We start from the raw sequence: 14,960 nt of genomic DNA, 5'->3' as shown, positions 1-14,960 counted from the left end.
AAAAGTTCGATTTTGGGAGTGGGAATTATCATAGATGTAAGAAAACTACAATTAGACAACACAAAACGTGCAATAGTCATATCAGATATACATGCCAATCTAATGCTATTCAAAAAACTACTACAAAAAGTAGATTATACAGAAGATGACTATTTATTTATAAATGGAGATCTATGCGAAAAAGGTCCAAATAGTTTAGCAGTAATAGAATTTGTAAGAGCTTTATGTGAACATTCCAATAAGGTTTATGTAACAAAAGGAAATTGTGATGTGGTCCATCGTTCTATTTTCAACAAAAGTGATGGAATCATTCCATACATGACTAGACAAAAGAATTCAGTATTAAATGAAATGCTAGCAAAACATAATAAAACATTAAAAGAATTTCCGAAGCTAGAAGAACTTGGTCATTATTATCTTCAATATTTTCGAGAAGAAATAGATTGGATAGAATCATTACCGATTGCTTTTGAAACGGATGATTTTATAATCATTCATGCAGGTATTGAAAACAAGGAAAATTGGAAAGAGACAACAGAAGAGGTCGCTTTATGCACGCAAGAATTTTATAAACAAGAGCATCTAGCCGAGAAAATGGTTATTGTAGGTCATTGGCCTGTCGTTAACTATCGTGCAAGTCAGGTTAGTTCGCATAATCCGATTATTGACACAGATAAAAAAGTTATTGCGCTGGATGGTGGAAATCAGATAAAGAAAGATGGACAACTTAATGCACTCATTATCCAAAATGGAGAGTATACATATACATATGTTGATGAATTAACAAACGAACTGATTGTGAAAAAAGAATACAACGATTCGACGAATAGAGTAGGCACCATTACATATCCAAATTATGACCTACAAGTGATACGCCAAGAGGAATACTTTACTCTGTGTGAAAATACGAATCTCGGTATAAAACAATGGATAAAAAATGAATATTTACTTATTGATAATGAATCGGTGAGTTCTAAAACGGACCTGAGTACCACTATTCTATCGGTCACAAAAGGCGAAAAAATATGGTTGGTTGATCAGAAATGTGATGGATATATATTAGTGAAGAGAGAAAATGGCGAAGTTGGTTGGATACCGAAAGACTGCTTAGAGATATGAGATGATTAGTGTTAATGTTGTCAGAAAAATGAAACTTCTATTGATTCTATATATCTTGAATGGTATATTCAAAATATATGAAACTCAAAAGGGGTGCTTTAATGGAGGTCTTGAATCTTACAAGTAGGAAAAAAGAAACGTATAAAGTTCAATTGAAATACTCTGTTTTATGGGAATGTGCATTAGGAATAGCGGCAATTACGAATACGCCACTTATTAAAACACTAGAAAAACCGGTAGAACATTGGAAAGAAATAAAAGAATCTTTACCTGTGAAATTATTAGTAGAATTGGATTTTGTAGAAAACAAAAACACTTGGAAAGCCTTACTTCAGTTACTACATCAACGTGATTTTACTGATCTTACAGAATTCACTCATTATATTCAGGAACTTTCCATGCCAGATCTTACTTTTATTTGTTTGCCGTTTATCGGAAATAATTATCAACAATTAAGAAGAAATGCATCATTTGGTGAACAGTTGGCTATGAAGGAAATGATGGAAATTACCAAAGAAAACTCTTTTTTCCCTCGTTATATTGAATTCATATGTCATGCTAATGGCAAGCGTTTAAAAGAACATCTTATTAATGTGATGACCGGATGGTATGAGGCAGCTGTTAGGAAGGAAGAGGAACAACTTCATGCCATTTTGCAAACAGATTATAAAATGAAGAGAGAGATGAAAGATAAAATGTCGGCGGAAGAACTTGTAGAATGGACGACGGGAGGCATCACATATTCGCCTGAACTTAATGTCTCCCAAGTATTATTAATCCCACAATACATCTATCGACCTTGGAATATTGAAGCGGATTTAGAAAATACAAAAGTATTTTACTATCCTATTGCAAATGAAAGCATTATACCAAATGACCGCTATACCCCAAATAATTTTTTAGTATTAAAGCATAAAGCATTGGGGGATGAGGGGCGTCTTCGAATTGTTAAATTACTTTTCGAACAAGATCTTACGTTACAGGACATTACGGAGCAATTAAATATGGGAAAATCAACTATCCATCATCATCTAAAAATATTAAGAGCAGCTAAGTTAGTAGAGATTATCGAAGCAAAGTATTCCCTAAAAAGAAAATCACTCGAAATGCTATCAAAAGAATTGGAATTTTATCTAATTCAATGAGTAGGCGTAGAAGCCATAATTTATGGAAAAACCGTCCCTTTTTAATCGTATGGCTAGGGAATGTCATTTCTGAATTAGGCGGGGCATTTGGTACTTTTTGCAATTCAATTCTTATTTATCAACTGACCAATTCTACGATGGCATTAGGTAGCATGTGGTTATTATATTTTATACCATCTCTTATTTTGCAATTATTTATTGGTCCATTTATTGATCGATGGAGCAGAAAGTGGATTATGGTATTTTCACAGTGGACAAGAGGGTTAATTTTCCTTATACCACTTGGTTCATTGGCGATTGGGAATTTAGAAGCATGGCATATTTATTCGGTCCAAATTGTAGTAGGGTTAATCACCCCTGTTTATACACCAGCAAACCAAGCAATCACACCAACAATTGTATCTAAAGAACAATTAGCAGAAGCGAATGCATATATAGATGGAACAGTACGATTAATGACTTTTCTAGCACCTATTTTGGGAGGAATCGTCATTGAGTATATTGGCATTATGCCAACTTTACTATTTGTATGTAGCTTCCTAATAACAAGTGGTGCACTTTTATTTTTTATTCAAGAAAAAAGAAATTCTCTAAGTGTACGGAAATCATGGTTAGAACAATTCTTGGAAGGAATATCTTATTTCTTTAAGCAAAGGCTTATTGTGTGGTTAGGAATCTTTCTAGCATTCGTCCAGTTTGGAGTAGGCGTGACTATGGTTGTTACCTTACCTTATATAACAAAAGAATTATCAGGAAGTTACGCTGAATACGGTTATTTTATGGCTAGTTTTCCACTTGGCTATGTAATTGGGTCACTATTGATAGGGAAAATAACATATAAGAGTCGTAGGGTTTTGATGTTGGGAGCATTGGTAATTGGTGGTCTAACCTTTATTTCACTAGGTTTTAACCATAGCATTGTTTTTGGCATAATAACCGAGATGGTTGCTGGAATTGCGATGGCTTTCTTCGGGGTCCATAACATAACAATATTTCAACAAACTGTTCCAAATGAATTGATCGGTAAAGTAGCATCTGTCCGACTTTTTATCATTCGTGGGGCAATGCCGCTAGGTGTACTTATTGGAGGTACTTTAAGTGAACAATGGGGGATACGTCCTCTTTACTTTTTAATAGGAGCTATCATTTGTATCGTTTCCTTGTTAGGTATAGTTCTTCCTTATTTTAAATTTATCGATGAAACCTCAAATTTAGCTGAAAATAGACAACATAATTAGGATTTGGGAAATTAAAATAACTGCAGCACACTGGTTAGAAATTTTAAAAAATGAATATCCAACGGTGCAAAGGAGAAACTGATAAAGAATAAGAATGAAAGGAGCGTTTTATATGAAGGATCGAAAACCACCACATGAGCAACTAACAATGAAAAATAACGGTTTGACAAAAACACAGGAAGTTTTATATCAAGAAGAATTTAAACATGCTGACAAAGAAATACGTAAGAAAAACCAAAATAAAAAGTAATTTAATATCGAACCCCGAATTAGGTCACCTATTCGGGGTTCATTTATTCTTACGGGATTCAATGAGTTTTTAAGTAAATTACTTAAGTATTCGGTTGTACAAGACACTCACGTTGAATAAGATACAAAGATATCTTTATGGACGGAGGACTTACAATGTATTCAATAATTACGTATATATTATTAGGAATTTCTTTAGCTGCACCAGTTGGTCCAGTTAACGCTGCACAATTAGATGTTGGAATCAAAAATGGTTTTTTTCATGCACTTATTTTTGGAATTGGAGCTTTGACTGCGGATATCATCTATATGATTATGGTTTATTTTGGAGTAGGTCAATACATGGATTCTCCTTATATCAAAATATTTCTTTGGTCGTTTGGATGTTTTGTTCTAACCTACACAGGTATTGAAAACTTACTAAGTCTAAATAAAATTAAACTTGATATGAAGTTTGGTAAAAGAATCCGTCTTAGACAGGCTTTAATTTCCGGTTTTTTGATTTCACTTTTGAATCCTTTAACTATTCTTTTCTGGTTAGGTATATATGGTTCGGTACTTGCAGCTACATCAAATAGCTCTCAAGAGAATCAGCTGATAATTTTTAGCTTATCAATTGTATTTGGTATTATTTTATGGGATACATTTATGGCTTTCCTTTCAAAAAGTGCAAGAAAGTTTTTATCGGCTAAATTCTTAATTATAATTTCGCTCATTTCGTCTCTATGCATGATTGTATTTGGAATTTATTTTGGTATTATGGCGTATTCTTCTCTTTTTTGAGCTCTTCGCTTTTCCATCGTTTCCGCAATACTAGTATGACGATTGCAATGACTGCAACAAAGCCCAAGCTTATGAAAAAACCAGGCCGAGTTGTTGCATGTAGCAGGGACCCACTTACTGCAGCAGCTACTAAAACCATTCCAATAACTTTTTTGATTTTATCTGCTTTAGTAGCCTTTACCAATTTTTGATAAAAAGTTAAAATAAAAAACCAGTTGTAAAGCAGCAGTAACGCAGCGGCTGTAGTTATATATTCATATACTTTATTTGGTAATACTAATGAGGTAACGATTGATATTATTAGTCCTAATGAAGTTAGTGCAATTGCAGGTAATGGCATTTTAAACTTTCTTTTCGTTTGTTTACTGAATATTTTTGGAGCATCGCCTTCCTCTGACAACGTCGTAAGGATGGTAGTGACTGAAAAAAGGGAAGCTGACATCGTTGAAAAACCTGCAATAATAATAGCAGCAGTAAAAACATGAGGAAAAAAATCCAAATCAAAATCCGCTAAAGCAGTTACAAACGGACTCTTCTTATCTTTAAATTCGTTATAAGGAATGAGCAATAATGCTAAAGTAAGGGAAGTTACGTAAATTAAACCTAGTAGTGCTAACATTACTTTTCCTGACTTTGGTGCATCTTCTTTCTTTTTCAGATGAATAGCCATCACACCCATTACCTCTATACCTCCATGAGCGAAAAAGGCAAACAAGAGAGCACTCCAAAACCCAAAAAGCCCCTTAGAGAAAAATTCACCCAATGATTTTGGAATCTCTCCTTTTGGGTTGCCATCCAATACACCAGTTAGTGCTAAAACGGCAATAATGATAAACATAAAGATTGCGGCGATTTTCATAATCGCAAAAAAACTTTCTACTTTCCCAAATGCTTTTGCACCTATAAAAAGTACAAGCAATCCTAAAATTGCATAGATTAAAGCAAAAATCCATAAACGGACACTTGGAAACCAGAGCTTTGTAAGCAGTGAAATCGCAGTAAGCTGACTGCCTATTATTAGTATCTCGGAACACCAGTATACCCATCCGCTACTAAAACCTGCCCATCTACCATACGCCTTTTTGGCATACGTTCTAAACGTTCCCTTTTGTGGATCTTTTGCTGACATTTTTGCTAATGCTTCAAAGACTATGTATGTAGCACATGCAGCTAATATAAAAGCTAAGATAACAGATGGACCAGTCATTTGAATGGCCATACTGGACGCTAGAAAGAATCCGGTTCCAATGATACAACCTACCCCAATTAGTGATAACTGCCACCAAGCTAAATGACCTTCGCCTTTATTTTTATTAGATGATTTATTAGCCAAATTGGTACCTCCTTAAGGTTTACTTCCCAGCTAGTTAAAAGGGTATTAATATTATTTGGTGAATTACAAAGCTTAGCTAGTGGCAAGTTATCTAGCTTAATTTTTTAGAAAAAAACTAGTTATGGGGATATATTATTCTTATTTATTTTTGTAATTTTGCTGTTCATTTTTTTTATTAGGTTGATTTGCTACAAGCTCTTCAGCAAATTCTTCACGACCATTATTTCTTGAATTTGGTTCTTTCTTTTTAAAGTTCGGTTTGCTTTTCTTAGCCATTAGATTGTCACCTCCTAAAGATAATTGTGCTCATTATAGTTGGATTTATCCTAATTGATTGTAGAACTTGAAATCAGCGGGAGTTTTAGGTACCCATTCATTAGTGGCAACAGTTCTAGGAAACCATGCTACGCAAGCACAAAAAGAATATTACTTACCAAAAATGGCAACAGGTGAATTGTGGGGAGCATTGGCATTAAGTGAACCAGATGCGGGTTCAGATGTACAAAGCATTAAAACTATCGCAACAAAAGATGGTGATAATTATATTATTAATGGATCGAAAACATTTATCACAAATGCTGAGTATGGAAATTTGCTATTAGTATTGGCTAAAACAGATCCGAAGGCAATACCAGGTGCTAAAGGTATTAGTGCATTTTTAGTAGAAAAGGGACATCCAGGGTATGCGATTACAAAGAAAATGGAGAAGCTAGGATATAAAGGTCTAGATACTTCAGAGCTTGTTTTTGAAGACTGTGTTGTACATAAAAGTCAACTGGTTGGTGAAATTGAGGGTAAAGGTTTTACACAAGTAATGGCAGGCTTAGAAGTAGGACGTATTAATGTTGCATCCCGGGCTGTGGGTGTAGCGAGAGCGGCATTTGAAGAGGCGGTGAAATATGCTCAGCAACGTCGAACATTTGGTAAACCAATTGCTCAACACCAAGCGATTCAATTAATGCTTGCAGAAATGTATACAAGCATTGAAGCTGCTCGACATTTAGTTATTGCAGCCGCGGAAAAGAAAGATCGTGGCGAGCGATGTGATTTAGAGGCAGGTATGGCCAAGCTATTTGCAAGTGAAATGTGTGTAAAAGTTACAATGGATGCGATGCGTGTTCACGGTGGATACGGCTATTCTAAAAAATTTATTGTAGAACGATTATATCGTGACGCACCTTTAATGATTATAGGAGAAGGAACTAGTGAAATTCAGAAACTTGTAATCGCTAAAAATTTACTGAAAAAATATCAAATTTAATATTAGCTAAATGAATAGAAAATCTATTCAACTAGGACCGTCACTATCTTTTCTTGAGAAAGGTAGTGACGGTCTTATCAGTGTGAATATGAAGTTCCATATTAGATGGTGGAAAAGAACATCGACGCTTATAAAAGTAATAGAAAGAATGCATGAGTTATTTAATTTTTTCTGCAGAGTTACATAATGATAAAGGAGGAAGATTTAGTTGAATGATCCATATTCAAATATACTGGAGACCTCTTTAGATACACAATTAGCATTAGCAAATAGTTTAAGTAAGAGATCTAATGATGAAGAATACTTAACTTTATATACCCAAGCATTAAACTTCCTGAACTTGGATAAAAAATTAGTAATCCTTGATGTAGGTTGTGGCACAGGTGAACTTTCTAGAATAATTTTTCAAACATTAAATCCTGAGTATATGTTAGCTATTGACCCTTGTGAAACATTTATAAAACTAGCTAAAAATCTCAGCAGTACTGTTGAATTTTCAACTGCTACTTTAGAGGATATTGGCTCTTCCAAGAAATTTGATATTGTTTTCTTTAATACTGTTTTATCTCATGTCCCTGAATATAAGGAGCTTATAATGCAAGCCTCTAGTAAATTAAATAAGAACGGGAGCATTATAGTCTTTGAGGGGGATTACGAGAAACGTTCAATTGCTAATCATTTGTATGATCCTTTGCAACAATTTATTAAAGCGATGATTGCTAACAATAGTTCTAACGCAGCAGAAGTTTCTAGATTTCCTAACGTATTTAAGGAATTGGGCTTTTCTTTATTGAATAGAACGGAGATTGAATATAGAGGGTTCGAACCTACTTATATATCGAACTATTTATATCGTGGGATAGATAGCTTGGTAACTGCGCACGCTATTTCTTCGTGCTTTGCTTCTTGCTGCAAAAGTGAATGGGAAAGAAGAGTTTTTAACAATTCTCTTACTATTTGTTTTCCTTTCACTATGACTCAATATATTAAGATTTAACACATGGATAATCTTTTGTCACATATTAAAAGGTTGATCTCATGCGGAAGACAATGATGCTCGCTGTACTAGCGGAGGGATATAAAATGAAGAGTAAGAAACATGTCGGCTTAATTGTTAATAGGAACTATTATTTCTACAGTTTCCTTATTCGACATATTTCTATTGCGCCAGAGAGGTATGATAGCAAAGAGGTAGCATAATATCTTATTTCCTAATATTAATTTATTTATAAAATAAAGGAGAAATTTGTGATAAGTAGAATGTAGAAAGAAAGGAGGAGAGATAGTGAAAACAAAAGTATATTTTTCTATAGGAGTGCTTATAATTTTTCTAGTGGTTGGAGGTTTTTTTATGCTAGAGAAAGAATCAAAGATAGCAGAAGTAGGACCAGAAGTGAAAGCATTAGACATACCATCAACGAATAAATTGAGCAAGGTAAGTGAGACAGCACTTCCAGGCTCTAGAGGAACTTATAAAATAGATATCCAACAGACGGAAGATTTGCGTTTCCATATAACTGCAGAGATAGAAGTTACCAATGAATCCGATGATGTATGGAAGGATGTTGGTTTTTATTTTATTCCCAATATAACTACTGTAGAGAACAAATACTATATGTTGTCGACTCCGGGAGAAGCGGAGATAACATCTATTAAAGGCAAAGATGGTGAAGAATTATCCTACACATTAGAAAATACTATGCTATATGTGACTCCAACAACTAACGTTAAACCAGGGGAAAAAACAAGTTTAATAGTTGACTACTTATTGCTGCCGCCAATAAATGGGCAACGGCTATCGAGAATAGACAATAACTTCTATTTGGCATTATGGTATCCAATGCTAGGAACGTATTCAGACAAATGGAATTTACATAATTATTACCATGAAGGTGAATTCTATGATACAGGGTATGGAGATTATGAGATTACCTATAACTTAGCAAGAGAATATTTAGTTGCCAGTTCAGGAGAAGATGGGGCACCTAAGTCTACAAAGAGCGGAAAGATAGAAGGGACAAACATAAAAGATTTTTATATAGCTTTGCTTGATCCAGAAAAGTGGATTAGTTCAAAAGTGAAAGCAAATGATACAACGATTAGATACTTTTATCCTTATGATGTACCCGTTGTATTAAATCAAATGATTTTAGACGCTAAAAATGTATTTTTGTTTATGGAAAAAAATATAGGGGATAATCCGACTAAAGAGTTAGACGTTGTTGCGAATAACTCGGGAATGGAATACCCGAATATTGTAGAAGTGTGGATTGATCCAGGTCGACATGAGAATGTCCTCATTCATGAAATAGCCCATCAATGGTTTTATTTCATGGTTTCAAGTGATCCCTATGAAGAATCATGGTTAGATGAGAGTTTAACAGCATTAATGGAAGGAACCTATCGTACTTTAAAATATGATTCTAGTCAGGATGGTGAAGAATTAGGCTTTCGTGAGATAAATATTTTTGCCGAAAGGAACAAAGTTATAGAGTTTGCAAATATTCCAGTTACGGAGTTTGGTTCAGAGCATGGGCCTATACTATATGGAAAAATCCCAGCAATCCTGAGAGATTTTTTTCTAGAACAGGGTGGACATGAAGAAACAATAAAATTTTTATCAGCTTATTTTAATAAATATAAATATCAATATGTGGATACAGAAACGTTTGTAGAATTCTTTAATGATTACTATCAGGAAGATCATACGGAATTTTTTAAAGAGTGGCTCATATTGGAATAATTTGGTCACTCCCAAATTTAATTGGGGTTATACTTTGGTCATTAATGAAAAAACAATATAGGTTGAAGAGTAAACCAAAAGCCTTTTCAAAAATTTAATCAAAAGGGTTGCAAAATATGTATAGAAGGAATACTATACATATAACAAGTAATTCATAAATTACAAATTACTAAAAGGAACGAGGAACATTTATGACAGAGTACAAGACAGAAGAGGAATTTATAAAGAATTATGATTCCTCTAAGTACCGCACCCCGGATGGTTATACATCGGATATTGCTATTTTTACAATTGTATCTGAAAAAGTATTGGAGAAAGCGCCCCCGAAGATGACACTTAATATCATGTTAATCAAACGAGCTGAAAAAGATAGCGAAAATAATCCTAATATTGAGGGAGGAAAATGGGCGCTTCCCGGTGGTTTCGTAGATGCACCAAAAAAAGAAACGGCTTACATGGCAGCTAAAAGGGAATTAAAAGAAGAAACAAATGTGGACGGCTTACACATTAAGCATTTTGGTGTTTATGACGAGTTCGGACGTGACCCTCGTGGTTGGATGATTTCAAATGCCTTTTACGCTATTGTTCCAGAAAAAAACATAGGACATCGGCAAGCAAATGACGATGCGGCGGAAGTAGAATTATTCGATATTGAGGAAGTATTCAAATTGGATTTAGCTTTTGACCATCGAAAAATTATTACAGATGCTTTGAAGTTTATAAAGAAAGAGATGATCCAATCAACTGTAGCTAAAAATTTTCTACCGAAAGAATTCACCTTGTCCGAATTACAAAGGGTACTCCTCACAGTAGGAGAGGATCCTCGAATCTCCAACGATTCGGTATTCTTTACTAAAGCACCAAAGCTACCCTTTATCGAAAAGGTAACGGATGAAGAAGGAATACCGAAAAAAACAAATAGAAATTCATTTAGACCGTCACAATTATACACATTTAATGACTTTGAGATTATTGAGTCCATCTATCATTAGGAAAGTTGTTTTCTTTCCTAATCATTTTAAAATATGTAATTTGTAATTTAAGATTTACAAAGTAAAGAATAATAGGAGGAGAAGATATGATGCAAAAACGTGCGCTTATTAACATCGATTACACGGAGGATTTTGTAGCTACTAACGGTTCTTTAACTTGTGGGGAACCTGGTCAAAAACTGGAATTTAAAATTACTCAATTGACAGAGGAATTTATCGCTAACGGAGATTATACAGTGTTTGCTGTGGATGTCCATGAAGAAGGAGACAAATATCATCCTGAAACAAAGTTATTTCCACCTCATAATATTAGAGACACAAAAGGTAGAAATTTATATGGCACTTTAAAAAATGTATACGATTTAAATGAAGGTAAGGATAATGTCTACTTCATGGATAAAAAAAGATATTCGGCTTTTGCCGGAACAGATTTAGAAATTAAATTACGTGAACGTGGAATTACAGAGGTCCATTTAGTCGGTGTTTGTACAGATATTTGTGTACTCCATACTGCTGTAGACGCTTATAACAAAGGGTTTCAAATCGTCATCCATGAAGGAGCAGTAGCTTCCTTTAACCAAGCGGGACATGATTGGGCATTAGGGCATTTTGAAAATTCACTTGGAGCAAAAGTGATATAAATGTTGAAGGGATATAAGGAGGAAAATAAAATGAATTATGCTGACGATAGTTTCATGTTACACACAGATCTTTATCAAATTAATATGGTGGAGACTTATTGGAAGGATGGAATTCACAATAAAAAAGCAGTTTTTGAAATGTATTTTCGAAAACTTCCATTTGGAAATGGTTATTCACTGTTTGCGGGACTACAGCGTATTATTGAATTTATTGAGAGCTTTGGGTTTTCCGAGAGTGATATCGCATATCTTCGTGAGGAAGGGCATTATTCAGAGGAATATCTTGAATACCTTCGTAACCTAAAATTTACTGGAACGATTCGTTCGATGAAAGAAGGGGAATTGGTATTTGCAAATGAACCAATTCTGCAAATAGAGGCCCCATTAGCAGAAGCTCAATTGATCGAAACAGCTCTATTAAATATCGTGAATTTCCAGACATTGATTGCAACAAAAGCTTCACGTATTAAACACGTCATTGAGGATGGGACCGCTATGGAGTTTGGTACAAGACGCGCTCACGAATTCGATGCTGCTATTTGGGGCACTAGGGCTGCTTATATCGGAGGATTATCCGGAACCAGTAATGTGAGAGCAGGAAAATTATTTGGTATCCCAGTGGTTGGAACACATGCACATGCAATGGTGCAAGCTTATCTTGATGAATATGTAGCATTTACAAAATATGCAAGTGCACATAAGGATTGTATTTTCTTAGTAGACACATACGATACACTACGTTCGGGTGTTCCAAATGCTATTCGTGTTGCAAAGGAATTTGGAGACAAAATTAACTTCATAGGTATCCGTTTAGATAGCGGAGATATGGCTTACCTTTCAAAAGAAGCTAGAAAAATGTTAGATGAAGCTGGTTTTACAAATGCAAAAATTTCCGCTTCTAATGATTTAGACGAATACACGATTATGAACTTAAAAGCACAAGGAGCGAGAATTGATAATTGGGGTGTTGGGACAAAATTGATCACTGCTTATGATCAGCCTGCTCTTGGCGCTGTATATAAATTAGTTTCTATTGAGGCTGAAAATGGAGAAATGGTCGATACCATTAAAATCTCTGCGAATCCAGAAAAAGTAACAACTCCAGGTCGTAAAAGAATATACCGAATTATTAATAACGTCAATGGTCATGCCGAAGGAGACTATATTGCTTTAGCGCATGAAAATCCACAAGAGGAAGACCACTTGAAAATGTTTCATCCAGTACACACCTACATTAGTAAATTCGTAACTAATTTTACCGCAAAAGAGTTGCATATAGATGTGATTGTCGGTGGTTCTGTTGTTTATGAACTCCCGACTATCCAAGAAATACAAGTCTATGCAAACGAAAATCTAAAATTATTGTGGAATGAGTATAAACGTACAATGAATCCAGAAGAGTATCCAGTCGATTTAAGTCAAGCTTGCTGGGATAATAAGATGGAACGGATTCATGAAATAAAAGAAACGTTGCGAAGGTAACAACAAGAGAAAAATAGAATAATGAGTATGGAGGGAATATATAATGGCCAAAATCGGTATTTATGGGTCTTCATTTGACCCAATAACAAATGTACACCTATGGACAGCAAGCACAGTTGCGCATCGATGCAAATTGGATAAGGTGATCTTCCTACCTTGCTCTAACAAGCGAAAAGATAAACGGATGAAAACGGGAGATGAGCATCGTTGGCATATGCTACAAATGGCTATAGAAGATGATAGTCGTTTTATTGCAGATGATCATGAGATGATGCAAGATGCATGGAATATATATACGTATGACACAATGACACACTTTAAAAAGAAATATCCAAATGATGAAGTGTACTTCATTATGGGAGCAGATTTGTTAGTGGATATTGGGAAAGGTGAATGGGTTAAAGGGAAAGAGTTAGTTTCCGAAAATAAATTCATCGTGATGGCAAGAGATGGAGTAGATATGCTCTCAACAATTAGCCGCTCTGCTATTCTTAGGAACAATGATGATGGTTCAACCTTCCATTTAGTTGATAAGGGATTAGCTATGGAAATAAGCTCTACGTATATTCGGGAAGAATTTGCATTAGGAGGAGAACCAAAATATTTATTGCCTGCTCAGTGCTATGATTATATCAAAAAACATAAATTGTATAGTCAAGGTAGTTGAGATACAAAGATGTTGCACGTTGAAAAGTTCTGGTGGAAATCAACTAAGGAATAGAATCACGATTTTACCTATATTACATCTGTTTGTTATCCATATTATTGCATTTAGCGAATAGGATGAGCGCTTACCGCTTTATGTTTCGGTTCGTTTATTAGGGACAATGCGTCTTAGTAGGTAGACTATTGACCGCTAAGATTTTCTCCGCTTGCGGACGCTTTCCGCCGGGTGAGCGATGAGCCATTCCCGCCGCTTGCGCGTTCGTTGGAATGTCTCATTAGCCCACTCATCCGGCAGGAGTCGCCGCCAGCAGAGAAAATCAAAGAAAATTGCTTCAATCCCGACCAAAGAATGTTGTTATGCGGGCATAACGAGGTAGCATACGAGCCTCAAAGTTCGATCTGTCCCAAATGTTGCGAGTAAGTAGGTAAATATTGCGCATCCGGTTTATAATGTTGCGAGTAACGACTGATATGTTGCGTAAATTTAAATGGACGATCTAATCCATTTAAATTAAGTAGATTCTTCATGGAAAGTGCATAATAATTAGTGTCCTCTAGCCTTTCCTTGGAGAATTGGTTGCGCTCGTTGCCAATTTGGTTGCTTTCAAGCTCTAACTGGTTGCGTTGCCTGTTGAATTGGTTGCTTTCACGAGCTATTTGGTCTCGCTAAGCCATTTCCTAACTTTTAATGGCTAATAAATACAGATAAAAGGTCTATTTTGATGGATTAGAGCTGCAGACGGCGACTCCAGTGGGATCAAGTGAGTAAGATGAGACTTCACAGGCGGCCGAGTAAGCGGACGGTGAAGGCTCATCACTCACCCCACGGAAAGCGTCCGTCCTGCAGCGGAAATCCAAGCGGACACTTCCTTAAGACGCATTATCCCTATAGTAAAGCGTCGCAGTATAAGCAAACTGAGGTGGTACCGCGAATTCAAACTCTCGTCCTCAAGATGAAAATCTTGGGAGGTGGGAGTTTTTTTATTTTTTGTGAAAATAGTGGATTAAAAGAGGTGGAGTGAATGCACTGGGCACTAGTTCTAGGGCAAAGTAGCGGCCCCCGGTTGCCTTTACTTATAAGTGCAGTTGGTCGAGAGAAAATGATAAAATTACTTACTTTTTCCTAAATGGATGTTCTTAAATCAAATACAATTCCGTCCAATCAATTAATAGTGGATGTTTGAAATTTCATGCTTGTTCCTAATAATTTAGTTTCATATCTAAATCTACCTAAATAACCACCATTTTCTTTCACTGGTGGTATAAGAGTCGTAATACAATTAATACAAGTTACACCTAAAGGATCGT

At 35.3% G+C, this 14,960-nt stretch carries 14 protein-coding genes; 12 read left to right on the top strand and 2 right to left on the bottom strand.

The window, feature by feature from the left end; all coding sequences use genetic code 11:
* Nucleotides 1–18: 18 nt before the first annotated feature.
* The 5 genes from FS486_RS04630 to FS486_RS04610 all read left to right on the top strand — a co-directional run bounded on the left by FS486_RS04630 (nucleotide 19) and on the right by FS486_RS04610 (nucleotide 4,534).
* Complete coding sequence (locus tag FS486_RS04630) at nucleotides 19–1,119, top strand: metallophosphoesterase (RefSeq protein WP_260858022.1); 1,101 nt, start codon at nucleotides 19–21, stop codon at nucleotides 1,117–1,119.
* Nucleotides 1,120–1,220: 101 nt separating this feature from the next.
* The gene (locus FS486_RS04625) at nucleotides 1,221–2,264 is read left to right on the top strand and encodes an ArsR/SmtB family transcription factor (protein WP_144510139.1); all 1,044 of its coding nucleotides are present in this window, start codon (nucleotides 1,221–1,223) and stop codon (nucleotides 2,262–2,264) included.
* Nucleotides 2,261–3,502 carry an MFS transporter gene (locus FS486_RS04620; protein ID WP_144510138.1) on the top strand — a complete coding sequence of 414 codons (1,242 nt, stop codon included), beginning with the start codon at nucleotides 2,261–2,263 and terminating at the stop codon, nucleotides 3,500–3,502. Before FS486_RS04625 ends, FS486_RS04620 begins: the two co-directional genes overlap by 4 nt.
* A gap of 112 nt (nucleotides 3,503–3,614) precedes the next feature.
* Entirely contained in the window at nucleotides 3,615–3,752 is a 138-nt protein-coding gene (locus FS486_RS04615) for a YfhE family protein (RefSeq protein ID WP_144510137.1), read from the top strand.
* 155 nt (nucleotides 3,753–3,907) lie between these two features.
* Nucleotides 3,908–4,534 (top strand): LysE family transporter, encoded by a 627-nt coding sequence (locus tag FS486_RS04610; protein WP_144510136.1) that lies wholly within the window; start codon nucleotides 3,908–3,910, stop codon nucleotides 4,532–4,534.
* Here the strand turns inward: FS486_RS04610 and FS486_RS04605 are convergent.
* Entirely contained in the window at nucleotides 4,509–5,867 is a 1,359-nt protein-coding gene (locus FS486_RS04605; RefSeq protein WP_144510135.1) for an amino acid permease, read from the bottom strand. The two genes, FS486_RS04610 and FS486_RS04605, sit on opposite strands and share 26 nt — an antisense overlap.
* Nucleotides 5,868–6,005: 138 nt before the next feature.
* A complete protein-coding gene (locus tag FS486_RS20055) occupies nucleotides 6,006–6,143 on the bottom strand; it encodes a hypothetical protein (protein WP_186321358.1) in 138 nt (45 codons plus the stop codon).
* Between the two features lie 67 nt (nucleotides 6,144–6,210).
* On the opposite strand from FS486_RS20055, the gene FS486_RS04600 reads away from it, so the two are divergent.
* From FS486_RS04600 to nadD, 7 genes are all read left to right on the top strand, one after another.
* Entirely contained in the window at nucleotides 6,211–7,128 is a 918-nt protein-coding gene (locus FS486_RS04600; protein ID WP_144510134.1) for an acyl-CoA dehydrogenase family protein, read from the top strand.
* Between the two features lie 208 nt (nucleotides 7,129–7,336).
* On the top strand, nucleotides 7,337–8,125 hold the full coding sequence (locus FS486_RS04595) for a class I SAM-dependent methyltransferase (protein WP_144510133.1): 789 nt from the start codon (nucleotides 7,337–7,339) through the stop codon (nucleotides 8,123–8,125).
* Nucleotides 8,126–8,413: 288 nt separating this feature from the next.
* Nucleotides 8,414–9,871, top strand: coding sequence for a M1 family aminopeptidase (locus FS486_RS04590; RefSeq protein ID WP_144510132.1), 1,458 nt, complete (start codon nucleotides 8,414–8,416; stop codon nucleotides 9,869–9,871).
* A gap of 191 nt (nucleotides 9,872–10,062) precedes the next feature.
* On the top strand, nucleotides 10,063–10,863 hold the full coding sequence (locus FS486_RS04585; RefSeq protein ID WP_144510131.1) for an NUDIX domain-containing protein: 801 nt from the start codon (nucleotides 10,063–10,065) through the stop codon (nucleotides 10,861–10,863).
* 89 nt (nucleotides 10,864–10,952) lie between these two features.
* Nucleotides 10,953–11,504: a cysteine hydrolase family protein gene (locus tag FS486_RS04580; protein ID WP_313956972.1), complete on the top strand. Its 552-nt coding sequence runs from the start codon at nucleotides 10,953–10,955 to the stop codon at nucleotides 11,502–11,504.
* A 30-nt stretch (nucleotides 11,505–11,534) separates the two neighbouring features.
* The gene (locus FS486_RS04575; protein WP_144510129.1) at nucleotides 11,535–12,986 is read left to right on the top strand and encodes a nicotinate phosphoribosyltransferase; all 1,452 of its coding nucleotides are present in this window, start codon (nucleotides 11,535–11,537) and stop codon (nucleotides 12,984–12,986) included.
* Between the two features lie 43 nt (nucleotides 12,987–13,029).
* Nucleotides 13,030–13,653, top strand: a complete 624-nt coding sequence (gene nadD, locus FS486_RS04570; protein WP_144510128.1) for a nicotinate (nicotinamide) nucleotide adenylyltransferase — start codon at nucleotides 13,030–13,032, stop codon at nucleotides 13,651–13,653.
* Nucleotides 13,654–14,960: the final 1,307 nt, after the last annotated feature.

The organism is Bacillus sp. FJAT-22090 (assembly GCF_007676755.1).
GTDB lineage: Bacteria > Bacillota > Bacilli > Bacillales_A > Planococcaceae > Psychrobacillus.
This window is presented reverse-complemented; position numbering and strand designations above follow the sequence as displayed.

Coding starts and splice junctions, on each gene's coding strand:
- nadD (WP_144510128.1), top strand. CDS start 13,030: ATGGCCAAAATCGGTATTTATGGGTCTTCATTTGACCCAATAACAAAT.
- FS486_RS04610 (WP_144510136.1), top strand. CDS start 3,908: ATGTATTCAATAATTACGTATATATTATTAGGAATTTCTTTAGCTGCA.
- FS486_RS20055 (WP_186321358.1), bottom strand. CDS start 6,143: ATGGCTAAGAAAAGCAAACCGAACTTTAAAAAGAAAGAACCAAATTCA.
- FS486_RS04585 (WP_144510131.1), top strand. CDS start 10,063: ATGACAGAGTACAAGACAGAAGAGGAATTTATAAAGAATTATGATTCC.
- FS486_RS04620 (WP_144510138.1), top strand. CDS start 2,261: ATGAGTAGGCGTAGAAGCCATAATTTATGGAAAAACCGTCCCTTTTTA.
- FS486_RS04615 (WP_144510137.1), top strand. CDS start 3,615: ATGAAGGATCGAAAACCACCACATGAGCAACTAACAATGAAAAATAAC.
- FS486_RS04575 (WP_144510129.1), top strand. CDS start 11,535: ATGAATTATGCTGACGATAGTTTCATGTTACACACAGATCTTTATCAA.
- FS486_RS04625 (WP_144510139.1), top strand. CDS start 1,221: ATGGAGGTCTTGAATCTTACAAGTAGGAAAAAAGAAACGTATAAAGTT.
- FS486_RS04580 (WP_313956972.1), top strand. CDS start 10,953: ATGCAAAAACGTGCGCTTATTAACATCGATTACACGGAGGATTTTGTA.